This window comes from Streptomyces virginiae, assembly GCF_000720455.1.
GTDB lineage: Bacteria > Actinomycetota > Actinomycetes > Streptomycetales > Streptomycetaceae > Streptomyces > Streptomyces virginiae.
The window spans coordinates 49834-74524 of the sequence record NZ_JOAK01000028.1 but is presented as its reverse complement, the minus strand read 5'-3'; the positions used below and the strand labels follow the sequence as shown (position 1 = coordinate 74524).

Annotated in this window: 18 protein-coding genes; 11 read left to right on the top strand and 7 right to left on the bottom strand. The window is 72.9% G+C overall.

The window, feature by feature from the left end:
• Positions 1 to 173 precede the first annotated feature (173 nt).
• Positions 174 to 1358, top strand: coding sequence for an AAA family ATPase (locus IG86_RS0131360; RefSeq protein WP_030901425.1), 1185 nt, complete (start codon positions 174 to 176; stop codon positions 1356 to 1358).
• Positions 1359 to 1584: 226 nt separating this feature from the next.
• On the opposite strand, the gene IG86_RS0131355 is transcribed toward IG86_RS0131360, so the two are convergent.
• Both IG86_RS0131355 and IG86_RS0131350 read right to left on the bottom strand, forming a co-directional pair.
• Positions 1585 to 3234: an amidohydrolase gene (locus IG86_RS0131355; protein WP_030901424.1), complete on the bottom strand. Its 1650-nt coding sequence runs from the start codon at positions 3232 to 3234 to the stop codon at positions 1585 to 1587.
• A gap of 32 nt (positions 3235 to 3266) precedes the next feature.
• Positions 3267 to 4649 (bottom strand): purine-cytosine permease family protein, encoded by a 1383-nt coding sequence (locus tag IG86_RS0131350; protein WP_030831099.1) that lies wholly within the window; start codon positions 4647 to 4649, stop codon positions 3267 to 3269.
• A gap of 132 nt (positions 4650 to 4781) precedes the next feature.
• Between IG86_RS0131350 and IG86_RS0131345 the strand changes: the two genes are divergently transcribed.
• From IG86_RS0131345 to IG86_RS0131305, 9 genes are all read left to right on the top strand, one after another.
• Positions 4782 to 5384 (top strand): TetR/AcrR family transcriptional regulator, encoded by a 603-nt coding sequence (locus IG86_RS0131345; protein ID WP_030831104.1) that lies wholly within the window; start codon positions 4782 to 4784, stop codon positions 5382 to 5384.
• A 136-nt stretch (positions 5385 to 5520) separates the two neighbouring features.
• A complete protein-coding gene (locus tag IG86_RS0131340) occupies positions 5521 to 6423 on the top strand; it encodes an alpha/beta fold hydrolase (RefSeq protein ID WP_030661366.1) in 903 nt (300 codons plus the stop codon).
• Positions 6424 to 6598: 175 nt separating this feature from the next.
• The gene (locus IG86_RS0131335) at positions 6599 to 6922 is read left to right on the top strand and encodes a hypothetical protein (RefSeq protein WP_030901422.1); all 324 of its coding nucleotides are present in this window, start codon (positions 6599 to 6601) and stop codon (positions 6920 to 6922) included.
• A 292-nt stretch (positions 6923 to 7214) separates the two neighbouring features.
• Positions 7215 to 7379, top strand: a complete 165-nt coding sequence (gene fxsA / locus IG86_RS40625; protein ID WP_063761584.1) for an FxSxx-COOH cyclophane-containing RiPP peptide — start codon at positions 7215 to 7217, stop codon at positions 7377 to 7379.
• 28 nt (positions 7380 to 7407) lie between these two features.
• On the top strand, positions 7408 to 9660 hold the full coding sequence (fxsBH, locus tag IG86_RS0131325; RefSeq protein ID WP_030901419.1) for a radical SAM/SPASM protein FxsBH, inactivated beta-hydroxylase extension form: 2253 nt from the start codon (positions 7408 to 7410) through the stop codon (positions 9658 to 9660).
• A 113-nt stretch (positions 9661 to 9773) separates the two neighbouring features.
• Positions 9774 to 10511, top strand: coding sequence for an AAC(3) family N-acetyltransferase (locus IG86_RS0131320; protein WP_078848573.1), 738 nt, complete (start codon positions 9774 to 9776; stop codon positions 10509 to 10511).
• A gap of 43 nt (positions 10512 to 10554) precedes the next feature.
• The gene (locus IG86_RS0131315) at positions 10555 to 11943 is read left to right on the top strand and encodes a TIR-like protein FxsC (RefSeq protein ID WP_234316306.1); all 1389 of its coding nucleotides are present in this window, start codon (positions 10555 to 10557) and stop codon (positions 11941 to 11943) included.
• Positions 11927 to 15925: an FxSxx-COOH system tetratricopeptide repeat protein gene (gene fxsT, locus IG86_RS0131310; protein WP_030831115.1), complete on the top strand. Its 3999-nt coding sequence runs from the start codon at positions 11927 to 11929 to the stop codon at positions 15923 to 15925. Before IG86_RS0131315 ends, fxsT begins: the two co-directional genes overlap by 17 nt.
• Positions 15926 to 16001: 76 nt before the next feature.
• Positions 16002 to 16898, top strand: a complete 897-nt coding sequence (locus IG86_RS0131305; RefSeq protein WP_030831116.1) for a DUF4231 domain-containing protein — start codon at positions 16002 to 16004, stop codon at positions 16896 to 16898.
• Between the two features lie 51 nt (positions 16899 to 16949).
• On the opposite strand, the gene IG86_RS0131300 is transcribed toward IG86_RS0131305, so the two are convergent.
• From IG86_RS0131300 to IG86_RS43780, 3 genes are all read right to left on the bottom strand, one after another.
• Positions 16950 to 17429, bottom strand: coding sequence for a hypothetical protein (locus IG86_RS0131300; protein ID WP_030901413.1), 480 nt, complete (start codon positions 17427 to 17429; stop codon positions 16950 to 16952).
• Positions 17430 to 17527: 98 nt separating this feature from the next.
• Complete coding sequence (locus IG86_RS0131295; RefSeq protein WP_030901411.1) at positions 17528 to 18412, bottom strand: S1 family peptidase; 885 nt, start codon at positions 18410 to 18412, stop codon at positions 17528 to 17530.
• 1122 nt (positions 18413 to 19534) lie between these two features.
• Complete coding sequence (locus tag IG86_RS43780; protein ID WP_037943354.1) at positions 19535 to 20929, bottom strand: DUF5685 family protein; 1395 nt, start codon at positions 20927 to 20929, stop codon at positions 19535 to 19537.
• A gap of 286 nt (positions 20930 to 21215) precedes the next feature.
• Here IG86_RS43780 and IG86_RS0131280 point away from each other — a divergent pair, with 286 nt between their 5' ends.
• Positions 21216 to 21665: a cell division protein SepF gene (locus tag IG86_RS0131280; RefSeq protein ID WP_030030440.1), complete on the top strand. Its 450-nt coding sequence runs from the start codon at positions 21216 to 21218 to the stop codon at positions 21663 to 21665.
• 9 nt (positions 21666 to 21674) lie between these two features.
• Here IG86_RS0131280 and IG86_RS0131275 read toward each other — a convergent pair whose 3' ends face one another.
• Positions 21675 to 22844, bottom strand: coding sequence for an acyl-CoA dehydrogenase family protein (locus IG86_RS0131275; RefSeq protein ID WP_030831123.1), 1170 nt, complete (start codon positions 22842 to 22844; stop codon positions 21675 to 21677).
• 196 nt (positions 22845 to 23040) lie between these two features.
• Positions 23041 to 24681 (bottom strand): MFS transporter, encoded by a 1641-nt coding sequence (locus IG86_RS0131270; protein WP_037943352.1) that lies wholly within the window; start codon positions 24679 to 24681, stop codon positions 23041 to 23043.
• Positions 24682 to 24691: the final 10 nt, after the last annotated feature.

Sequence of the window (24691 nt, the reverse complement as noted above, 5' to 3'; positions counted from 1 at the left end):
CAGCACCGCGCGAGCCGAGGAGACACTCCGGCGGGGCACCGCCCCACACCACCCAGCCCCGCCGGCGATTGAGGCGCGGGGCCTGGGGCAGCGCCCCAGAACACCAGCCGAGGCCCAGCCGCAGCCGAACCACAGCCCCGTCAGCCCGCGCAGCGACCCGGCATGATCGGGGTGTGATCACCACCCTCGCCGTCGAGAACTACCGCTCCCTCCGCCGGCTGATCGTCCCCCTCGGCCGGCTCACGGTCGTGACGGGGGCCAACGGCACGGGCAAGTCCAGCCTCTACCGCTCCCTGCGCCTCCTCGCCGACTCCGCCCGCGGCGGCGCGATCGCCGCCCTGGCCCGGGAGGGCGGGCTCCCCTCCACCCTGTGGGCGGGCCCGGAGAAGCTGGGCCGGGCGGTGCGCGAGGGGCACCAGCCCCTCCAGGGCACGGTCCGCACCGAACCGGTCAGCCTCCGTCTGGGCTTCGCGGGCGACGAATTCGGGTACGCGGTGGACTTCGGGCACCCGGTCCCGGTCGCGAACTCCCTCTTCGCCCTCGACCCCGAGATCAAGCGCGAGTGCACCTGGTCGGGGCCGGTCCTGCGCCCGGCGGCGATCCTCTCGGACCGGTCGGGGCCCGCCGTGCGCACCCGCACGGCCGACGGCGGCTGGCACCGTACGCAGAACGCCCTGCGCCCGTACGACTCCATGCTCAGCGAACTCGCCGATCCCCAGCTGGCCCCCGACCTCCTCGCCCTGCGCGAGCTGATGCGGTCCTGGCGGTTCTACGACCACGTCCGCACCGACGCCGCCGCCCCGGCCCGGACCCCGCGGATCGGCACCCGTACGCCGGTGCTCGGCGCCGACGGGTCCGACCTGCCCGCCGCGCTCCAGACGATCCGCGAGACGGGGGACGGGGCCGCCCTGGACGAGGCGGTCTCCGCGGCCTTCCCCGGCAGCCGGATCTCCGTCACGGAACGCGACGGCCGCTTCGCGCTGGAACTGCACCAGCACGGCCTGCTGCGCCCGCTGGGCGCGGCCGAGCTCTTCGACGGGACCCTGCGCTACCTGCTCTGGACCGCGGCCCTGCTGACCCCGCGGCCGCCGGCGCTGATGGTCCTCAACGAGCCGGAGACCAGCCTCCACCCTGACCTGCTGGCCCCGCTCGCGGACCTGATCCTGACCGCCGCCCGGGACACCCAGACGGTGGTCGTCACCCATGCGGAGCCGCTGGCCGAGGCGCTGGCGGCGGGCACCCGCCGGCACCGGGTGGACCTGCGCACGGTGGAGCTGGTCAAGGATTTCGGCCGGACCGAGGTGGCGGGCCGCGAGGGCCCCCTCGACGAGCCCCTCTGGTACTGGCCCAAGCGCTGACCCGGTGGGGTGTCTCCGGGGCATTGTCGGAGCTGCCGTGGGGTGGGGACACGGCGGAGTGTCCCCGCAGGACGAGCGCGCACCACCGGGTACGGCCGCGAGATGCGGTACCGCGCGAGCCCGAGGCGACACTCCGGCGGGGCACCACACCACCCAGCCCCGCCGGCGATTGAGGCGCGGGGCCTGGGGCAGAGCCCCAGCACCACCGACCAGCCGCAGCCGGGGTTCAGCGCGCCCGGTGGACGATTTCGCCCGCCACCACCACCGCTTCGGCCACCGTGCCCGGGATCTCGTCCGCCGGGACGGCGAGGATGTCGCGGGACAGGACCACGAAGTCCGCCAGCTTGCCGACGGTGAGCGAACCGCGGTCCTGTTCCAGGAAGTTGGCGTGGGCGGAGCCCATCGTGTAGCCGTGCACCGCCGTGGCGACGTCCACCGTCTCGGCCGGCTGCCAGGCGGGGCCGTCGCCGGACAGCGGGCGGCGCGTCACCGCCGTGTAGATGCCGACCATGGGGTCCATCTCCGCCACGTTCCAGTCGCTGGAGAACGCCAGTACCGCTCCGGCCTCGTGCAGGCTGCGCATGGGCCAGGCCTTGTGCCACCGGCCCTCGCCGACGTTCTCCGCCCAGTCCTTGCCGGGGCCGGCTATCTCCGGCGCGCAGTGCCTCGGCTGCATGCACGCGACGACGCCGAGTTCCTGGAAGCGCGGTACGTCCGCCGGGTCCAGGCATTCCACGTGGACGACCTGGTGGCGGGCGTCGCGCGGGCCGTTCACGGCCCGTGCGTGCTCGACGGCGTCCAGGACGGTACGGATCCCGCGGTCGCCGGTGGCGTGCACGAAGCACTGGAAGCCCCGCGCGTCGAGCCCGGCCAGCAGCTCCGCGAACTCCTCGGCCGGGTAGAAGGTCTCGCCCCGGTGCGCGCCGCATCCGGTGTACGGCTCCAGCAGGGCGGCCGTGCGCGGTTCCACCACGTCGTCGATGTAGAGCTTGAGCGGGCCGACCCGCAGCCGGTCCCCGGGGTAGGCGCGGGCGGCCGCCTCGAAGTCGTCGAGTTCCTCCGGCGTGGTGCCGCGCGGGTGGAACAGGGCGGCGACGATCCGCGAGCGCAGCCGGCCCTCCGCCCTGGCCCGCTCGTAGAGGGCGAGGTCGTCGAGGGAGTTCTGCGGTTCGACGACGGTGGTGATGCCGAAGCCGATCGCGTCGTCGAGGCTCTTGGCGAGCCGGCCGTACTGCCGGTCCGGCGAGGCCCACGGGACGCCGAGGTGGCGCAGTGCCCGGTGGCCCTCGCGGGAGAGTCCCTTGACGGCGAAGTCCTTGACGAATCCGGTGGGTTCGCCGGTCCCGGGGTCGAGCGCCGCCGTGCCGAAGGGGAGGTCCGTGCGGTCCCGGGTGACTTCCAGCCGGCGCATGGCCGCGGTGTTCAGCCAGGCCGTGTGCACGTCGTACGAGAGCACGATCGCCGGGGTGTCCCCGGTGACGGGGTCGAGGTCCGCGGCGCACGGCATCCGCCCGCCGGGGATCGCGGAGTAGTCGAAGGCCTCGGCCTCGATCCACTCCGCGTCGGGGTTGGCCTCCCGCCAGGCGAGGATCCGCTCGTGGATGCCCTCCAGGGTCCGTACTCCGGCGAGCTGGACGCAGGCGTCGTCGGAGCCGAGGCGGACGTGGTTGTGCGCGTCGATGAAGCCGGGGAGGACCAGCCGGCCGGCGGCGTCGATCCGTTCGGTGTCCGGTCCGGCCCAGGCCTCGGCCTCGCGGTCGGGGCCGATCCACACGATGCGGCCGTCGTGCACGGCGAGGGCCTGGGCCTCGGGCAGGTCCGGGTCCACGGTGTGGATGCGGGCTCCGGTGAGCAGCAGGTCGGCGGGGTGGGTCATGGGGTGGTGCTCCTGTTGCGTGGTGGGAGGGGTCAGGCGGCGGCCGGGACGGGGGTGGGCGCGGGGGTCCTGCGGTACAGCGCCGCGTAGACGAGGCCGGAGACGACCGCGCCGAGGAGGGTGAGGTCGGCGCCGCCGAGGGGGGCCACCAGCGGTCCGGTCCACAGCTCGGAGTCGCAGGTCAGGGCGGCGAAGGTGATGCCGGCGAGGAGGGCGGCCAGGCCGGCCGGGTGGTAGCCGGAGCGGTACCAGTAGGCGCCGTCGGGGCCGGTGGTGTGCAGGGCGTGGCCGTCGTAGCGGCAGCGGCGCAGCAGCATGTCGGCGAGGAAGACGCCGCCCCAGGGTGCGAACACGATGATCAGGAGGGAGAGGAAGGAGGTCAGCGCGCTGGTGAAGTCGGTGAGGAAGAGCGCGGCGAGGGAGCCGAGGCCGGTGATGGCGGCGCTGACGACGATGGCCTGGGAGCGGGTCCACGGGATGCCGAGGACCTGGAGGTTCAGGCTGGAGGAGTAGAGGGTGATGATCGAGTTGGTGACGGAGCCGCCGAGGACCAGGGCCAGGAAGACGGGCTGGAACCAGCCGGGCAGCAGGCTCTCGGTGCCGGCGACGGCGTCGGTCATGTCGGTGCGGGTGGCCGCGGCGACGCCCGCGACGCCGAGGGCCACGGACGAGAGGAAGCCGCCGAGGGCGCCGTACCAGGTGATCGACTTCAGCGAGGTGGTGCGGGGCAGGTAGCGGGTGTAGTCGGCGGGCATCGGCAGGTACGAGAAGGGGGCGGCCAGCATGATCACGAAGGCCAGGCTCCAGCCGGAGGCGCCGGGCACGCCGGTGGCGGGGGCGGCGGTGTCGGCGCCGGGCAGCAGGAAGGCGAGCAGGGCGGCGAAGCCGGCGGCGAGGACGTAGGCCATCCAGCGTTCGGCGAACTGGACGGTGGCGTGGCCCCACATGGCGACGACGAAGGTCAGCGCGAGGGTGACGAAGAGGGCGGCGGCCCGGGCGGGGGTGCCGTGCAGGAGCCCCAGTTCTTCGAGGAAGACCTCGAGGGCGAGGGTGCCGACGACGGTGTTGAGGATGGTGTAGCCGATGCCGACGAGCCAGTTGAGGACTCCGGCGGGCAGGTTGCCTCGGACGCCGAAGGCGGCGCGGGAGATGACCAGGGTGGCGGTGCCGGTGCGGATGCCGGACAGTCCGGCGGCGCTGATGGCGAAGAAGGCCAGTCCGCTGATCACGACCACGGCGGTGGCCTGCCAGAAGGTGAGGCCGAAGGCGACGGCGAGGGCTCCGTTGATCACGTAGGTGAAGGTCAGGTTGGAGCCGAACCAGAGCCAGAAGAGGTCGCGCGCCCTGCCGTGCCGCTCGCCGTCCGGGATCGGATCGATGCCGCGCGTCTCGACTCTGAAGATCTCGTCACTCATCGCTGCACTCACCCTTGATCTTGAATGGCGTTCTAAGTTCTTGAATGGCATTCAAGATGAGGGGTGGGGCGGACCCCCGTCAAGACCCTGTCCGGGATAAGGTCGGTCCACGAAGATCGGGAGGCGGCAGCGGTGGCAGGAGCGGCACGGCGGCGCGACGGGCAGATCGCCCAGGAGCGGATGCTGGAAGAGGCCATGACGGCGATCGCCGAGGACGGGCTCGCGGCGCTGACCATGTCCAAGCTCGCCGAGCGGCTCGGCACCAGCGGCGGCCACATCCTGTACTACTTCGGCAGCAAGGACCGGCTGCTGCTGGAGGCGCTGCGCTGGAGCGAGGAGCAGCTCGCCGTCGAACGCACGGCCCTGCTGCGCCGCCGCGTCACGGCCGCCCGCAAGCTGGAGCTCTTCCTGGAGCTGTACCTGCCGCGCGGCCCGCGCGACCCGCGCTGGACCCTGTGGATCGAGCTGTGGGCCCGTACGCCGTCCAACGAGGACCTGCGCGCCGCCCAGGAGGAGATCGACGCGGGCTGGCACGAGGACCTGCGCGCACTGCTGGCGAAGGGCGTGGAGCAGGGCCGGTTCGCCCCGACGGACACGGCCGACCGGGCCTCGGAGCTGCTCGCGCTGCTGGACGGGCTGAGCACCCGGGTGGTCCTGGGGCAGCGCGACGCGGACCGGGTCCGGGCGCTGGAGCGGGCGCGCTCGGCGACGGCCCTGCTGATCGAACACCGCTGAGGCGGTCACACCGGCCGGTGGCGCGCGCGTGCGGGAACCGTCACGGGAATTGCCCCCTGAGTGCGCCCTACCGCACTCCTCCCCCAGCGAGCACAATCGCCGTGACGACTCACACCGATCGTGAGGGAGGGAGCGCGTGCGCGATCAGGTGCGCACAGCGGACGGGCGCGCTCTGACCGTGGAGCGCTGGGGGGATCCGGACGGCAAGCCCGTCTTCCTGCTCCACGGCATGCCCGGCAGCCGCCTGGGCCCGGCCCCCCGGGGCATGGTCCTCTACCAGCGCCGGATGCAGCTCATCGCCTACGACAGACCCGGCTACGGCGACTCCGACCGCCATCCGGGCCGCACCGTCGCCGACGTGGCCCATGACGTGGCCGCCGTGGCGGACGCCCTCGGCCTGGACCGGTTCGCGGTGGCCGGCCGCTCCGGAGGCGCCGCCGGCGCGCTCGCCTGCGCCGCCCTGCTGCCGGACCGGGTCACCCGTACCGCGGCGATGGTCGGGCTGGCCCCCCGGGACGCGGAGGACCTGGACTGGTTCGCCGGGATGGCCGCGTCGAACGTCAAGGAGTACACCACCGCCTCCACCGACCCCGAGGAGCTGGCCGCCCGGCTGATCCCGCGCGCCGACGGCATCCGCAAGGACCCGGGGCGGCTGCTGGACGAGCTGCGCCGGGAACTGACCGACAACGACCGCATGATCGTCTCCGATGCCGGGCTGCGGTCGATGCTGCTGCGGAACTACCGTGAGGGGCTGCGGCGTTCGGCGTACGGCTGGATCGACGACGTCCTCGCCTTCAGCCGCCCCTGGGGCTTCGACCCGGCCGACATCCGCTGCCCGGTGATGATCTGGCACGGGGAGCTCGACGTGTTCTCCCCCGTGGGCCACTCGCGTTGGCTGGCCCGCCGGATCCCGGGGGCCACCACCACGATCGAGCCGGCCGCCGCGCACTTCGCGGCCCTGCGCGCGCTGCCCGACGTACTGAACTGGCTGCTGCGCGATCTGCCCACCCCGCCCCTGAGTGAACAGCAGCCAGCCTGAGGGCGGTTCACCCTCGCACGGCTCTCCACCGTGGGCATCGGGCCGATTTCGACCGAGCACTTGACCAGGCGTCATGTCTCGGTTGCCAAGGGGGTGTGGCCGAGTAAAGTCCACGCCTGACAGCAGCGCGTCGCTCAACAGAGCCGGACTGCGCGAGCCTGGAAAGGCCACTCCCATGATCCTCAAGATCGACGACATCGGCATGGCGATACTCGGCGCCGGACTCCTCGCCGGGTACGCCGTCCACAAGCACTCGCGGTCCGCCTCCGGCCCCGCGTCCAAGGGCGACCTCGTCGGCGCGATCGGCGCCGGCACCGCGGTCGTCACCGCCCTCTTCCTGCTGTTCGGCGGGGACGGGAGGCAGTCGGCCGCGCCCGAACCCCGGCCTGCGGGCCGTGCGCTCTCGGCGACCGTGGCGGGCAGCCCGGCGGGCCATGACCTGGCTTCGGAGCCGGCGATCATCCCGTCCGGGCCGGCCAGGACTTCGACCACCCCCTGAAATGCCCAGGTCACGGGTGGTCCGCACGCCGCGCCGGGCCCGCCCGGAACCCCTGTCCGGCCCGGAGCGGACCCCTGCCGGGTCCGCCGCCGGAAGAAATGGATCTTGCCGTCCGGCGAACGGCCGAATAAGCCACCTCGAGAAATACGCCGCACTCGCTATAGAACGGTTGACCAGGCGTCATGTCTCGGTTGCCAATGGGGTGTGGCCGAGTAAAGTCCACGCTTGACGGCAGCGCGTCGCTGTTGTCATTCACATGCCCATTCCACATGGCTTCCCCGAGGACGGTGTCGTGAACACTTCCGCAACCCCCCCGACCAGCACGGTCAAGGCCCGCCGGGTCCCGCTCGCCAAGATCGACGTCGAGACCGCCTCCGCGGCCGCGACGCTCGGCCGCGTGCTGCCCGCCGAATCCGGCCGTCCGGTTCAGGCGCCGATCTTCAACTCCGCGCTCTGACACGGAGTAAGAGCTCTAGACTGGCGGAATGACCGGCCTGATCGCATTTCGCGAGATCGTCCTGAAAGTTCACAGCAGATGCGATCTGGCTTGTGATCATTGCTATGTCTACGAACACGCAGATCAGAGCTGGCGAGCCCGGCCGAAAGTGATCTCCCCCGAGGTTATTTCACGGACCGCGTCGAGGCTCGCCGAACATGCCCGTGACCATGCACTCCCCTCCGTCACGGTGATTCTCCACGGAGGGGAACCCCTGTTGGCGGGCACGGCCCGGCTCCGACTCGTCTGCGAGGAGTTCAGCCGGGCGCTCACCGGGATCGCCGCCCTCGACCTGCGGATCCACACCAACGGGCTCCAGCTCAGCACCCGTTACCTCGACCTCTTCGCCGAGTTCGGCGTCCGGGTCGGCATCTCCCTCGACGGGGACCGCGCCGCCAACGACCGCCACCGCCGCTTCGCGGACGGCCGTACGAGCCACCCGCTGGTCCTCGCCGCCGTCGCACTGCTGCGCTCCGCGCCCTACCGCCACCTCTACCAGGGTCTGCTCTGCACCGTGGACGTGGCCAACGATCCCGTCGCCGTGCTCGACGCGCTCGTCGAACTCGACCCCCCGCGCGTGGACTTCCTCCTTCCGCACGCCACCTGGGAGACGCCCCCCACCCGGCCCGACGACGCCCCGGACGCCTACGCCCGCTGGCTCCTGCGGATCTTCGACCACTGGGAGCGGCTGGGCCGCCCGGTGCCCGTACGGCTCTTCGAGTCCCTCCTGTCCACCCTGCGCGGCGGACCCAGCCTCACCGAGTCGCTCGGCCTCGCGCCCACCGACCTCGTCGTCGTCGAGACCGACGGCACCCTGGAGCAGGTGGACTCCCTCAAGAGCGCCTTCGAGGGGGCGGCGGCCACCGGGTTCAACGTCTTCGACCACGCCTTCGACCAGGTCGCCGCCCATCCCGGGGTCCGGGCCCGGCAGCTGGGCCTGGCGGGCGTCAGCGATACGTGCCGCCGCTGCCCCGTCGTACGTTCGTGCGGCGGGGGTCTCTACACCCACCGCTACCGCGAACGCAACGGCTTCGACAACCCCTCCGTGTACTGCACCGACCTGCGCGAACTCGTGGACGGGGTCGAGGGCCGCACCGCGCACCGGGAGACCGCTCCGCAGCTGTCCGACCCGGCCGAACTGGCCCGCTCCCAGGAGGAGCTGACCCGGATCCTGCTGGCCCGGCTGAACGCGGACCTGGCCGAGGACCCCGACTGGGCGCACGCCTGGGAGCTGGTCGCCGCGGTGGAGCGGGCCGGGGAGGCCGGGGCCGACGCGCTGGACGCCGTACTGGACCACCCGTTCACCCGGACCTGGGTGCTGGCGGCCCTGGACGCCGCGCGAGAGGGCCGCACCGGCGGCGCGGAGGCGGCCCGCAGGCTCACCGCGCTGGCCGCGGCGGCCGTGCTGCGCGGCGGGCTGGACCTGCCGGCCGAGGTGGCCTACCGGGACGGCGAGGTGTACCTGCCGACGCTCGGGCTGCTGCGGCTCGGGGAGCCGGGCACGCAGGGCCGGGCCTCGCTGCGCGTCACCGACGAGGGGTACGTCGTCCGGGACGGCCGCTCCGAGCACCGCTTCGGGCCGGCGGCGGGCGACGCCCGCTGGCAGCCCGTCCGCACCTGGTCGCCGGGCCCGGACGCGGCGCCGGTGGCGCTGGAGGACCTCGACCCGTACCGCAACTGCTTCCCCCGCCCGCCCAGGCTCCGGCTCGGCGCCGGCGAGACCGAGGAGTGGCGGGGCAGGCTCGACCGGGCCTGGGCGCTGCTGCACAAGGCGGTACCCGGGTTCGCCCGGACGGCCGCGGCCGGGCTGACCACCCTGACCCCGCTCGCGGGCGGCCCGCGGGCCGGCGGCTGGGGCGAGGCGGGCCGCAGCGGGCCGGGGGCGCTCGGGGTGCCGTACGCGGCGGGCGTACGGGAGACCGCGCTGGCGCTGCTGACCGGGCGGCGGCGGACCCGGCTGCGGGCCCTGACCGAGGTGACCGACCTGTACGCGCTGGACGGGGAGTGGCAGCACCCGTCGCCGTGGCGGTCGCGGCCGGTGCCGGTGTCGCGGCTGCTGGCCGACGTGCACGAGCGGGTGGCGGTGGAGGCGTACCGGCGGGCGACGGCGGGTCACGAGCCGGGCGGCTCGGACCGCATCCACGAGGCCCTGGACCGGCTGTCGACGGCGGCCGAGCTGACGGTCACCGGCAAGCGCCTGGTGGCGGAGCTGCGCTACGAGCTGAAGGCGGTCGACGCGTGAGCGCCCACTCCCCCGCGCCGGCCCCCTCCCCGCCGGGTCCGGGCCGGGGCCGCCGGACCACGGGCGCCCTGCAGCTCGCGGTGCAGCTGCGGCTGCTCGGGGTACGGCCGGGGATGCGGCTCATGGTGCACGCCTCCCTGCGCGGGACCGGGCTGCGCGCGGAGCAGCTGCGCGACGCCCTGACGGGCGTCCTGGGCCCGCGCGGCACGCTGGTGGTGCCCGCGTTCACCCCGGAGAACTCCAGGACGTCCAGCGCCCACCTGGAGCGGATCGCCGGAATGGACGAGGCGCAGGTGCGGGCCTTCGTCGACCGGATGCCCGCATTCGATCCGGCGAGCACCCCCAGCCACGGCATGGGCTCCCTCGCGGAGGCCGTCCGCACGGCGCCGGGGGCCGCTCGCAGTTCCCATCCGCAGACGTCCTTCGCCGCGCTCGGCGCGGACGCGGAGCGGCTTTGCGCCGGTCACCGCCTGGAATGTCACCTCGGTGAGGAGTCGCCCCTGGGAAAGCTGTGCTGGGAGGGCGGACAGGTGCTCATGATCAATGTGGGGTTTTCGGTCTGCACCGCTTTCCATCTCGCGGAGTATCGAATTCCGAAGCCCCCCTTGCGCATGTACGAGTGTGTGGTGAAGGTGAACCTTCCGGAGGGGCACCAGGGGTCCCGCCAGGAGGGGGAGTGGACCGCATACGAGGACGTCGCGCTGGACGACGGCGATTTCGCGGAGATCGGCAGGGCGTTCCCGGATTCGCGGTTGCGCAGGGGGCGGGTCGGAGGGGCGTCGACCATGCTCTTCTCCGTCCCGGACGCCGTTGACCACGCCCTTGAGTGGATGACCGAAAACAGACGCTGATTGACTGAACGATGAGGGGATGTGGCGAAGCAGCTCCGGAATGATGTTTCTTCGCTCGCAGCTTCGGGACGGGGGGCGTGTGCCCGCATCAGTGCAGCCGTATTTTTTTCTCAGTTATGCGCATACACCGAGATTCGGGGCCGGGGGGCCCGACCCCGACATGTGGGTCGAGCGCCTGTTCCGTGATCTCTGCAGTCATGTCATGGCGCTGACGGATCTTCCCGCCGGGGCCGAGGCCGGCTTCATGGACCGGGAGATACGCAGCGGCGAGGGCTGGTCGGAACGGCTCGGGGCGGCACTCGCCACCTGCCGGGTCTTCGTCCCGTTGTTCTCGCCGCGGTACTTCGCCAGTGAGATGTGCGGCAAGGAGTGGTACGCCTTCGCGCAGCGGGCGATCCATCAGGGGGCGTTGAGCAACCAGCCCGCCGAGGCGATCGTGCCCGCGCTGTGGGTGCCGGTCCCCCCTTCGCAACTCCCCGGCCCCGCCGAGCGGTTGCAGTTCAACCACAACACCTTCGGCGAGCGCTACGTCACCGACGGGCTGTACGGGCTGATCAAACTGCGCGGTTACGCCGAGCAGTACGAGCGGGCGGTGTACGAGCTGGCCAAGCGCATCGTCCGGGTCGCCGAGACCGTCCGTCTCGAACCCGTCCGGCCACTGGACTACCGGGGTGTGCCGAGCGCCTTCGGTCCCACGGGCAGCAGCCCCGCCCGCACCCTGCACGTGACCGTGGCCGCCGCCTCCCGGCACGATCTGCCGGACGGCCGCAGCCCCGAGTACTACGGGGACAGCGCGCTGGAGTGGAACCCGTACCACCCGGTGGCCCAGCGGCCCATCGCCTACGTCGCCGAGGACCTGGTCAAGAACCTCAACTACCAGACCAGCATCGGCTCCTTCGACGACGAGGCCGGGCACTACGACAGCAAGCAGCCGCCGACCCGGCCGGAGATCCTGATCGTCGACCGCTGGGTGGTGGAGGACGAGCACCGCCGCCAGCGCCTGGCCGCCTTCGACCAGGAGTCCCGCCCGTGGGTCAACGTGGTCGTGCCGTGGAACCGCTACGACCACCAGAGCCGCGCGAAGGAGATCGAGCTGGCGCGGCGGCTGGAGGAGACCCTGCCCGTCAAGATGGGCCAGGGCCGGGCGGCCTGCCGGGCCGCCGCCAACGGGGTGGCGAACATGGAGACCCTCGGCCAGATCCTGCCGCAGGTGGTCGAGGCCGCGGCGCAGCAGTTCCTCAGACACGCCCAGGTCTACCTGCCGGCCGGCAACACCCACACCGAACGCCCGCGCCTGCTCGGGCCGATGGGGATGAGCGGGCCTCCGGCCCCGCGGCCGGCGCCCTTCCCGCCCGACACGTTCGGCGGCCACAACGACGGCAACGACAGCAACGACACCGACCGGGGGGACGCGGATGACAGCGAGTCGTGACAGCAGGGACGGCCGTGACGGACGCATCGTCACCTTCTATTCGTACAAGGGCGGCACGGGCCGCACCATGGCGCTGGCCAACACCGCCTGGATCCTGGCGGCCAACGGCAAGCGGGTCCTGGCGGTGGACTGGGACCTGGAGGCCCCGGGCCTGCACCGCTTCTTCCACCCGTTCCTGGACCCGTCCACGCTCGGGGCCACCACCGGGGTCATCGACCTGATCAGCGAGTACGCGTGGGCCGCCACCAGTCCGGTGACGCGCGCGGACGACTGGCACAAGGACTACGCGCGGATACAGCCGCACGCCGTCTCGCTCACTCCGGAGACGCTGGGCTGGGAGTTCCCGGACGGCGGCACCCTGGACTTCGTCTCGGCGGGCCGGCAGAACCGCGAGTACTCCGCGACCGTGTCCACCTTCGACTGGGACAACTTCTACGACCGGCTCGGCGGCGGGCTCTTCTTCGACGCCTTACGCGCGGACATGAAGAGCAACTACGACTACGTCCTGATCGACAGCCGTACCGGCCTGTCCGACATCGCGGACATCTGCACCGTGCACCTGCCGGACGTCCTGGTGGACTGCTTCACGCTGTCCGACCAGTCCATCGACGGCGCCGCGTCCGTCGCCCGCCAGATCGACGAGCGGTTCAACGACCGAGGCATCAAGATCTACCCGGTCCCGATGCGGATCGACGAGGGCGAGAAGGAGAAGGCGGACGCGGGCCGGGCGCTGGCCAGGATCAAGTTCGACCGGTTCCCCGGCGGCCTGGTGGGGGACGAGCTGACCTCCTACTGGGGCGCGGTGGAGATCCCGTACCGGCCCTACTACGCCTACGAGGAGACGCTGGCCACCTTCGGCGACGAAGCGGGTCTGACCAACTCCCTGCTCTCCGCGTTCGAACGGCTGACCGCCGTGGTCACCGAGGGCGAGATCACCTCCATGCCCGCCATCGGCGAGGAGGTCCGCCTGCGCATCAGGGACGCGTTCACCCGGCGCCGCCCGGCGCTGCCGGCGGACCTGTTCCTGTCCTACGTCGCCGAGAACCGGATGTGGGCCGACTGGATCGAGTCGGTGCTGACCCGGGCCGGCTTCCGGGTGGTGCCCAAGGACGTCTCGGCCGAGCGGCCCGCGGCGGGCGGCCCGGCTTCCGCCGGGGACACGCTGGGCGGTGGCACGGGCATCAGCATCGACACCGCCGCCCGGACCGTGGTGCTGCTGTCCACGGCGTACCTGAAGTCCACGCGGGCCGTGGACGTGTGGGAGCGGGCGGCCGCCGAGGACCCCACCGGGGGCCGGCGCCAACTGGTGCCGCTGAGGGTGGGTGACGTACGGCTCGCCACGCCGTACATCGACCGCAACCCGGTGGACCTCTTCCGGCTCGACGAGGTGCACGCCACGGCCGCGCTGCTGCGCGCGGTGGAGCGGCCCATGGCCCTGCCCGACAGCGTGGCGAGCGCCTCGCAGCCCGGCCCGCGCTTCCCGGGGACCGTCCCCAAGATCTGGAACGCGCCGCCCCGCAACCCTGGGTTCACCGGTCGCAGCATCGTGCTGGAGCGGATGCGCGACCAGCTCGGCGGCGGCATGGCCGTGGTCCTGCCGCAGCCGCAGACCCTGTTCGGTCTCGGCGGCGTCGGCAAGACCCAGGTGGCGCTGGAGTACGTGCACCGGTTCATGGCCGACTACGACCTGGTGTGGTGGATCTCCTCGGAGCAGACCGACGACGTGGTCGCGGCCCTCGCGGAGCTGGCCGTACGGCTGGGCGCGCAGACGGGCGAGGACATGGCGGCCGCCTCCCAGGAGGCGATCGACCTGCTGCGGCGCGGGGTGCCGTCCTCCCGCTGGCTGCTGGTCTTCGACAACGCCGACGATCCCGAGACCCTCAAGCGGTTCTTCCCGCCGGGTGGTCCGGGCCATGTGCTGGTGACGTCCCGCAACCAGTCCTGGTCGCAGTACGGTGACGCGCTCCCGGTGGACGTGTTCCTGCGCGAGGAGTCCATCGAGCACCTCCAGCGCCGGGCCCCCGGGCTCAGCAAGGAGGACGCCGAGCAGGTGGCGATCGCGGTGGGCGACCTGCCGCTGGCCGTCGAGCAGGCGGGCGCCTGGATCGCGGAGACCGCGACCCCGGTGGCCGCGTACATCGAGCAGCTGGCCCAGCAGGCGGCGAGCGTCCTGGGGCTGAACCAGCCGCCCGGATATCCGGAGCCGGTGGCCGCCACCTGGAACATCTCCATAGAACGGCTCCAGTCGCGTTCCCCGGCCGCCGTACGGCTGCTCCAGCTGTGCGCGTTCCTGGCGCCCGAGCCGATCTCGGCGAACCTGCTGTACAGCAAGGAGATGATCGACGCCCTCAAGCCGTACGACGCCTCGCTCCAGGAGAAGCTGGTGCTGGGGCGGGTGATCCGGGAGATCGGCCGGTTCGCTCTGGCCAAGGTCGACCAGGTCAGCAACAGCATCCAGGTGCACCGGCTGGTGCAGGCGGTGATCCGCTCGCAGATGCCGGAGGAGGACCAGCGGGAGGCCCGGCACGCCGTCCACCGGATCCTGGCCGGGGCCCGGCCGGACGACGACGAGCCGATCGACAACCCGGAGACGTGGCCGCGGTTCAACACCATCTGGTCGCACCTCACGCCGTCCGAGGCCCGGTACTGCAAGGAACCGGAGACGCGCAGGCTGCTGATCGACCGGGTCCGCTACCTCTGGAAGCGCGGCGATTTCAAGGCCGCCTACCAGCTGGGCGAGGAGCTGCGCGAGGCGTGGAAGGAGATGCTGGGCAACGACGACCTCCAGTACCTGTACCTGCGCTTCCACCTGTCGAACATCCTGCGCTCGCAGGGCCGGTTCGTGGAGGCGAAGGAGCTGGACGAGGTCACGCTGGAGCGGCAGCGGGCGGTGCTGGGCCCCTCGCACCCGCACACGTACATGACCATGAGCGGTCTGGCCAACACGCTGGGGGCGCTGGGCCAGTACGGGCAGGCGATGGAGCTGGCGACCGACGCGCACGAGGGGTTCAGCCAGATCTTCCACGAGGCGCACCCGCGCACGCTGGCGGCGGCGAACAACCTGGCGCTGAACCTGCGGCTGGTGGGCCAGTACACCAGAGCCCGTGAGATCGACCAGGAGGTGTACGACCTGCGCACGGAGGTGCTCGGCCCGGAGCACCCGTACACCCTGTCGTCCGCGCAGAACCTGGCCCGCGACCTGCGCGAGGTGGGCCGGTACGAGGACTCGGTGCAGCTGCTGAGCCGGACGTACGAGATCTACAAGCGGACGCTGGGCCGGGCGTTCCCGGGCACCCTGTCGGCCGCGAAGAACCTGGCGGTGTCGCTGCGCCGGGCGGGCCAGCTGGAGGACGCGCTGCGGCTGACGACGGCCACCCGGGCCCGCTACCGGGCCAAGTACACGTCGGTCAACCCGGACCTGCTCTCCTGCGAACTGAACCTGGCGTCGGACCTGTTCGCGACCGGGGACCCGGGCGGCGCGCGGGACCTGGCGCAGGAGGTGGTCGACGAGTACATGAAGGTCCCGGGCGAGCGGCACCCGTACACGCTGGCGGCCGTGAACAACCTGGCGGTCTTCCACTGGGGCACGGGCTCGGCGGAGCCGGCGGAGGCGATGCTGCGGCAGACGATCCGGGGGATGCGGGACGTCCTGGGCGACAACCACCCGCACACGGTCTTCGCCCACCTCAACCTGGCCAACGCCCGGGCGGACCTGGGCGATCCGGAGGGGGCCCTGGAGCTGGAGCGGCTCGCCGTGCTGCGGCTGCGCGAGGCGCTCGGCGCGCACCATCCGGAGACCCTGGCGAGCAGCTCCAACATGGCGATCAGCCTGGACTCGATGGGCCGCAAGGAGGAGGCGGCCCGGCTGCGCGCCGAGGTGGTGTCCGAGCTGACCCGGCTGCTCGGTGAGGACCACAGCCTCACCCGGTACGCCCGTGACGAGCGGCGGGTCCACCGGGACCTGGAGCCCCTCGCCGTGTGATCCGACGGAGGACGGCGGGGGCCACCGGCCCCCGCCGCCCGCCACCCGACATCAGGGGGGCGTTGTGACCGACAGCATGACCTTTCGAAACGAGGACCTGCCGGTCCTCTTCCACCACACGGACCGCACGGCGGTCTCCCGGCAGCGGGAGTCCGCCCAGGCGACGAGGACCCAGCTGCTGCTGCTCGTCGTGGCCGCGGGCGCGGCGGCGCTGCCGCCCGGGCCCGAGCTCGGTTCGCTGCACCTCTTCGGGCTGCTGAGCGTGCTCGGTTACGCGGGGGTGCTGGCCGTGGGCATGCGGGCGACCCGGCGCCGGGCCCGCCCGCAGTGGCAGCTCAACCGCAGCGCCGCCGAGTTCATCAAGTCCCTGGCCTGGCGGTACGCGGTGCACGGGGCGCCGTTCGGCAGTGACGTGGCCGATCCCGGGGAGACGTACCGGACACGGCTGGAAGCGGGACTGGCCGAGCTGCGCAAGATGGGCTGGGACGATCCGCGGACGGCCGGCACCGTGCCGGAGGGCGCGGAGATCACCGGGGCGATGCAGCGGCTGCGCGGCAAGGACTACCACGTGCGGCGGGAGACGTACGTCCGGGACCGGCTGATCGAACAGCGCAACTGGTACCGGCGGCGGACGGAGGTGTCCCGGCGGGCGACGCACCTGTGGTCGTGGACGATCGTCCTGCTGACCTGCGTGGCGCTGCTGTTCGCCGTGCTGCGGGCGTTCGGTTCGGGTCCGGGGGCGGGTCTGACGGGGCTGCTGAGCACGGCGGCGGCGGCCGGTATCGCCTGGAACGAGGTGCGCCGCCACCATCCGCTGATCGAGGCGCACACCCTGATCGAGCAGGACCTGGCGGCGATGATGGTCGTGATGCAGACGACCATCACCGAGTCGCAGTGGCCGTCCTCGGTGTACGAGACCGAGCGGTACGTCTCGCCGCAGCACACGGACTGGCTGGTCCGGCACAGCAGTTGAGCCGGGGACGGCGGCGTCGACGGCGACGGTGTCGGTGGTGGAGGGCGTGGGTCAGTCCCGGGACACGCCCTCGCACCACAGGACGGTGACCGGCTTGCCCAGGGACCGGGCGTAGGCGACGATCTCGGCGGTGCCGCCGTGCCCGCGGGCGGGCCGGCCGTCCCAGACGGCGACGAGCCGGTCGCACGAGTCGGCGATGTAGGTGCCGGCGGCGTAGTAGGCCTCGTCCGTGGAACGGGCGAAGTCCATCCGGATCTCCTGCGTGGCCCGCAGCCTGAGGCGCCGGTAGCGGTCGAGCGCCTCGGCGCCCTCGAAGGCCTCTTCGTAGTCCTCGCTGGGGATCACCACGGTCAGGTCGGCGCCGCACTCGAGCGCGACGACGGCGAAGAGCTGGTCCGCGCCGTCGGCGAGGCTGGAGAGGGCCTCCAGCGGCCCTTCGTGGCCGCCCAGTACGGCCCGCAGGCCGCTCTCCACATGGCCGAGCACCGCGTCGGGGAGGGACCGGTGCCCGGTCACGCCGATGCGTTTCATGCAGGAACCTGCTTCCCCCGAGGACACGGCCGCCCTGGACATCCTCCCAGAAGGCGGGAGGACGTCCAGGGTGCCGACAGGGGCGCACGGGACACTCGTCAGTAGACGCTGACCCCGTAGGCGTTGAGGGCTTCGACCACGGGCTGGAAGAAGGTGGTGCCGCCCGAGGAGCAGTTGCCGCTGCCGCCGGAGGTGAGGCCGACGGCGCGGGTGCCCGAGTAGAGCGGGCCGCCGCTGTCGCCGGGTTCGGCGCACACGTTGGTGCGGATCATGCCGTAGACGACGTCGCCGCCGCCGTAGTTGACGGTGGCGTTGAGGCCGGTGACCCGGCCGCTGTGGATGCCGGTGGTGGAGCCGCGCCGGGTCACGGACATGTTGACCGTCGCGTTGACGGCGCTGGTGATGTCCTGGCTGCCGACGGTCCCCGGGGGCGCGGGGGTGTTGCTGGCGTACTTGATGAGGCCGTAGTCGTTGTTCGGGAAGCTGGACCCGGCGGTGGAGCCGAGGACGTTCGTGCGGGCGGAGTTGGTCCACCAGGTGCCCGCGCCGTCGGTGCAGTGTCCGGCGGTCAGGGCGTAGTAGTTGGCGCCGCTGCGGACGTTGAAGCCGAGCGAACAGCGCCAGCTGTTGGCGTAGATGGCGTCGCCGCCGGAGGCCAGTTTGGTGAGCTTGCCGGGGATGCGTTGGATGCGCAGCGCCCCCGCCTCGGTTCCGGCCTCGCGCTTGATTCTCGCGATGGCGGCGGCGGAGACGGTGGAGTCGGCGGAGACCACGAGGGTTCCGGTGGCGGGGTCGGCGTGCCAGGCGGTGCCCGCGACGTCGGCGCGCAGGACGGAGGCGCCGGCCGAGGCGAGCCGGTCGGCGCTGAATCCGCCGTCCTGGGGGTCCGCGCTCGCCGCCGTGGGTGCGGCGAGCGCTGCGGCGGCGGCCAGGCCGGTGGCCACCGCGAGCAGCCTGTTACGGGTGGTGCGCTTGATCCTCACTTCTCGTCCTCCTGGAGAGGGTCGGGGGCCCGGCGGTCGTGGGGGTGCCAGAGCCCGTGAGGCGCAGCCGGGGGCACGGCGGGCGCATGAACTTTGGCCGTGTCCCTGACAAGCGCTGTCGGGAGTGTCCTGTCGTCGGATACCGGTCGCAAGAGCGGCTTTCGGCCTCCGCGCGCCGCGTTTCACCGTGGTGTGCGGTGGGGTCCGGGGCGGTGGGAGAGGCCGGGGGAACGGGTCCGCGAGGGCGCGGTCGGACGGCGCGGCAGAGCCCGGTCGGGGCCCACGGTGATCGCGCCCCGCGCCTGGGATATGCCGGCTTGCGGGCGGCGGAGGTGGCGTCGGCCGCGCCGGGCGGGCGCGGCGGCGACGGTCGGTCTCCGGCCGGGGCCGGGTCGGCGCGGGTCCCCGTCGGAGTTCACCGCCCGGCCGGCCCGCTCGCGCGCGTACGCGCCGAAACGCCCCGGCGGCACGGTCACCGGGGCGGCCGGGTGGGGTTCAGCGCCCTCGGGTCCCTCGGGTCCCTCGGCACCCTCGGCGCCCTCCGCGACGAGGCCGGAGGCGCGTGCCGCCCGACGCCCTACGGGCCGGCGCACGACGGCCCGGGCGGTCACGGCCGGACGCCGGGGCCCTGCGGACGGGAAGGTGCCGACGGCCGGAACGGCCCCGTCCGCGGCGGGCGCGCGGCCTCGCCGTGCGCGGTCCTCGGCGGTGGCGGTCCGGGCAGCGCCGCGGACGCGGGCGCGACCGGGGCACGTTCGCGCGGCGGCGCCGGCCCCCGCGAGCGCGGAGCCCGCGGCGTCTGGTGCCACAGGGTCTCCCCCGGGCCCGCACGAGAGGGGGCCTGGCGCATACCGGTCGCACCCGGGCACACCCGTGGACGCGGCCCGGCGCGGTGCCGGGCGCCCCGGGGCGGGTAGGACCGGGCAGCACCGGAACGGCCGGAATTCGACCTTCCGGGTAGCCGGAAAGCCGGGTGTCCGGAGGGCCCCGCCCGGCGCCGGGCGACCGTACGGGGCGGCGTGCGGATCGTCTGCGTCTTCGCTCATCCCGCTCAGCCCTTCCACGCGCGTCCGGACGGGAATCCCCTCATACGCCGTCCGGGCGCGTGGAACTGACGTCGGCTCAGTCGCAGCAGCAGCCGCAGTTGCAGTCGCAGCAACCGCCGTCGCCACCGCCGCCGCCGGAGCCGCCCTCGGAACCCCCGCTCGCCGAGGAGTTCGGGCAGCAGTTGCAGCACTCGCAGGCGTCGCACCACGGGTCCCGCTTCTTGCGCGACCAGGGGCCCTCGTGCTCGGTGCAGCAGATCTGACAGGTGCAGAAGAGCCCGATGGCCACGGCGCAGCCGGCCAGCAGGCCGCGGGGCTGCCGCTGCGGGTGCCGACCGCCGCCGCCGAAGCCTCCGCCGAAGTCACCGCCGCCGAAGCCGCCGCCTCCCCCACCGCCGCCGTACCCGCCGGGTCCCGTGGGCGGCGGCCCGGCCGGGCCGCCGGGAGCCTGCGGGGTGTTCACGCCGTGCGGGCCGGCGCCGTAGGGGCTGGCGCCGTGCGGAGCGCCGCCGTAGGGATTGCCGCCGGTCCCGTCGTACGGGTTCGAGCCGTACGGATTCGAGCCGTACGGGTTCGGGCCCTGCCCGGCCGAGGCGGTGGCCGTGTGGCCGCAGCTCATGGTCCCGAAGGCCCGGTCGACCGAGGTGCGCAGTTCGTGCACGAGCAGCCGGTGGGCGAGCCCCGCGTCGGCGAACTCGACCTCGCCCAGCGCCAGACGGATGCCGTGCAGGGCGTCGTCACAGAGCCTGCGGGCCTCGGCGCGCGAGGTGCCGGTGGCGGTGAGCGGGTTCCAGGCGCCCGCCTCCGCGTCGGCGCCCTGGTCCTCCACGGCGTCCAGCAGGTGCGCGAGCCGGCCGAAGTAGCGGCCCGCCTCGGCCAGCGCGGGGGCGTTGCCCGGCCGTCCGGCCAGCTGTGCGGTATGCGCGAAGGCGGCGGCCGTCGCGGTCTCGGTCGGCTCGGTCACCACGAGCACGGAGGTGCCGGGGCCGGCCAGCGTCTCGATGCCCGCCTGCCGGTCCACCGCGTCCACGAGGACGGCGGTGTCGAAGCCGAGCGAGGCGCCGGTGCGCGCACCGGCCCGGTCCCAGCCGCGGGCCACCTTGCGGGCGGCGAGGGCGATGGGGGCGCGGGCCAACAGGCCGTCCCGGTCCGCCACGTGGTCGCGCACCTTCGCGGAGGCCAGGACGAGGGAGACGGCGGCCGCGAGCCTGGCCCCCTCGCCCTGGGCGACGGCGGCGGTGCGCATGCCGCGCAGGGGGCAGGGTCCGGCGGTGCGCCGGGAGCCGGGTGCGGGACCGGACTGAGCCTCCGTCAGAACGGAGACGAGGAGCCCGTCATAGTTCGTGACGATCCGGGCGAACTGCCCGTGGTCCCCCCGAAGTGCCAGGCACAGCCCGCACAGATGGGCCATCCACTCCGCCTTGAACCGCTCCCCGAGCCGGTGCGTGCAAGGTCTGACTATGCCGAACAAGCTGCTTCCCCCGTGTGTCGTACGCGTGCCTGCCCGGCATCGTATCGACCCGCGTCTTTCACCCGTACGTCCCCGTCGCCCACCCGTACGGCGGCGGCGGTCGTATTTTCACTCAGTCAGCAGCGGTAGCGACCGGGATCCTTGACCGTGCAACGGATGTTCTGCACCAGTACCGTCACGAAACCCCTGCGCGGCGACTATCCACTTGGCGCGTTGTCAGCATCATGGACGAGCATAGGGGCAGCGGAGAGAAAGACAGACTGACCGCGGTGAAAGGAGGCAGTCCATGGGTTCGGTGCGCAAGGCGAGTGCCTGGCTGGGTCTCGTGGAGGACAGCGACGACGAGCGCTACTACGACGACGACTACGCGGAGGCCGCCCACGGTTCCGTCGCGGGCCCCGGAGACCAGTGGGTGACCGACCCCCGCGTCAAGGTGGCCTCCGAGTCGGCCGTCGAGCACGGCCGCCGGATCGCGACGGTCACCCCGGACGGATTCCGCGACGCGCGCGGCATCGGCGAGCTGTTCCGCGACGGTGTCCCGGTGATCGTGAACCTGTCGTCGATGGACCCGACCGACGCGAAGCGCGTCGTCGACTTCGCGGCCGGACTGACCTTCGGGCTGCGCGGTTCGATCGAGCGGGTGGCGACCAGGGTCTTCCTGCTGACCCCGGCCGACACCCAGATCGTGAGCGGCGAGCCCGGCGGCCGCTCGCGCGACTTCTTCAACCAGAGCTGAGCAGGGCTCTCACCGGAAGGCGTCCAGCCCGGTGAGCGCCTTGCCCAGCACCAACTGGTGCATCTCGACGGTGCCCTCGTAGGTGAGGACCGATTCGAGGTTGGTGGCGTGCCGCATGACGGGGTATTCGAGAGAGATCCCGTTGGCGCCGAGGATGGTCCGCGCGGTGCGGCAGATCTCGATGGCCTCGCGGACGTTGTTGAGCTTGCCGAAACTGATCTGCTCGGGCCGCAGGGTGCCCGCGTCCATCCGCCGGCCCAGGTGGTGGGCGAGCAGGATGCCCTTGTGGAGTTCGAGGGCCATGTCCGCCAGCTTGGCCTGGGTGAGCTGGAAGCCGCCGATCGGCTTGCCGAACTGCTCCCGCGTCCTGGCGTAGTCGAGCGCGGCCTCGAAACTGGCCCGCGCCGCGCCCATGGACCCCCAGATGATCCCGTAGCGCGCGTGGCTGAGACAGCCGAGCGGCCCCTTGAGCCCGGTGACGAGCGGCAGCACCGCGTCGGCGGGCAGCCGTACGTCGTCCATGACCAGCTCGCTGGTGACGCTGGCCCGCAGCGACCACTTGTGCTTGATCTCCGGCGCGGAGAAGCCGGGCGTGTCGGTGGGCACCGCGAAGCCGCGGATCCCGTCGTCGGTCTGCGCCCACACCACGGCCACCGCCGCGACGGAGCCGTTGGTGATCCACATCTTGCGGCCGTTCAGCACCCAGTCCGTGCCGTCGCGCTTGGCGTAGGTCCGCATCGCCGCCGGGTCCGATCCCACATCGGGCTCGGTCAGCCCGAAGCAGCCGATGAGCTCGCCGGCGGCCATGCCGGGCAGCCAGCGCTGCTTCTGCTCCTCGGAGCCGTACTTCCAGATCGCGTACATGGCGAGCGAGCCCTGCACCGACACGAGGGAGCGGATCCCGGAGTCGGCGGCCTCCAGCTCCAGGCAGGCCAGGCCGTACTGGACGGCGCTGGCACCGGCGCAGCCGTAGCCCTCCAGGGACATCCCGAGCGCCCCGATGGCGCCGAGTTCCCGCGCCAGCTCGCGGATCGCCGGCAGCTCGCCGCTCTCGTACCACTGGGCGATGTTCGGCAGCACCCGGTCCGCGGCCCAGCCGCGGACGGTGTCCCGGACCGCGAGGTCCTCGGGCCCGAGGAGCTCGTCGAGCCCGAGCGGATCGGTGGGTACGAAGGACACGGGGCCTCCCGGCGGCCTGGGCGGCCCGAGGGCCGCGTGGTGCCGGGGGCCGCGTCGCGGCCGGCCCGGCCGACAGAACCTAGCAGCGCAAGTTTTGCGCGGTACCGCTGACGCTAGCGACCCGGCCGGTACAAAATCCAGCCCCGCTTCCCCGGCTCCGCCGAGCCGGTCCGGCTGCGCCGGGCGAAGAGGGCGGTCAGCCCGCGTGCTCCACCGGGGTCGGCCGCGGCTCGCCCTTGGCCTGCGCGGGCAACCGCACCGGCTCGGCCGCCTCTGCCGCCCCGCACTCCATGACCCTCGGAAGCTTCAGCGCCATCACCGCGCCGGCGAACAGCAGCCCCGCGCTGACCAGCAGCGTGACGTGCAGCCCGTGCACGAAGGCGTGCCGCGCCGCCGCGTACAGCGAGGCCCCGGCCGGGCCGCCGAGGCCCGCCGCGATCTGGTAGGCCTCGCCCAGGGAGTTCGCGGCGCCCGCCGAGTCCGCCGCCGAAACCCCCGGCACCGACGCCAGCCCCGGCCGGTACGCCGCGTTCATCACGCTGCCCAGCAGCGCGATGCCGATACCCGCGCCCAGCTGGTAGGAGGTCTCACCGATCGAGGCCGCCCCGCCCGCGGTCTCCGCCGGCGCCTCGCTCAGCATGGACTCGTAGGCGGCGAACAGCGTGGTCTGCAGTCCGAAGCCCAGCAGGATGAAGCCGACGGTCAGCAGCACCGGCCGGTCCTGCTGGCCCATCAGCGTCAGCAGCAGCACGGCGAAGGCCGTCAGCACGAAGCCCAGCGACACCATGGTGCGCGGCCCGACCCGGGCCAGGGTGTAGGAGCCGGTGGCGCCCGCGGCCATGGCGGCGAAGGTCAGCGGCAGCAGCCGAAGGCCGGTCTCCAGCGGGCTGAGGTGCAGCACCAGCTGCAGGTACTGGACGGCGATCAGCTCCAGGCCCACCAGCGCGAGCATGGCGAGCACGATGCAGGCGACCGAGGTGGAGAAGGCGGCCCGCGAGAACATCCGCATGTCGATCAGCGGGTGCTCGCGCCGCTTCTGGCGCCGTACGAACAGCACGAGGAGCGCCGCGCCGAGCAGCAGCGGGACCAGTGCCTCGGCGTCGAGGAGGTGCCGCTCGGCGCCGAACCGCTTGATCCCGAGGACCGAGCCGAGCACGCCGGCGGCGGCCATCAGCGCGCCGAGCACGTCCCACGGCCCGTCCGCCGAGCCGCGCGACTCCGGCAGCAGCCAGCGTCCGAGCGGCAGGATCAGCGCCATGAGCGGGATGTTGATGAGGAAGACCGAGCCCCACCAGAAGTGCTCGATGAGGAAGCCGCCGAGGACCGGACCGCTGGCCGCGCCGACCGCGGCGACGGCGGTCCAGATGCCGATGGCGAGGGCCCGCTCACGCCGGTCGGGGAAGACCTGGCGAAGGATCGACAGGGTGGCCGGCATGATCATCGCGCCGCCGACGCCGAGCAGGGCGCGCGCGGCGATGAGGACCTGGGCGTTGTCGGCGAGGGCCGCTGTCGCGGAGGCCACGCCGAAGAGTCCGTAGCCGAGGAGGAGGATGCGGCGGCGGCCGACCCGGTCCCCGAGGGTGCCGAAGAGGATCAGCAGCGAGGCGCAGACCAGCGGGTAGGCGTCGACGATCCAGAGGAGCTCGATCGGGCCGGGCCGCAGGTCCTCGGTGACGGACGGGACCGCGACGTGCAGGATCGTCGCGTCGAGCGCGACGAGGACCAGGCTGACGCACAGAACCGCCAGGACGAGCCAGCGGTTGGCACCGCCGGAGACCGCACCCAGCCGCTGCCAGGGCGAAGGGGTCCGGGCCGCGGCCGCGTTCGTCCCCGCCATGCATGTACCT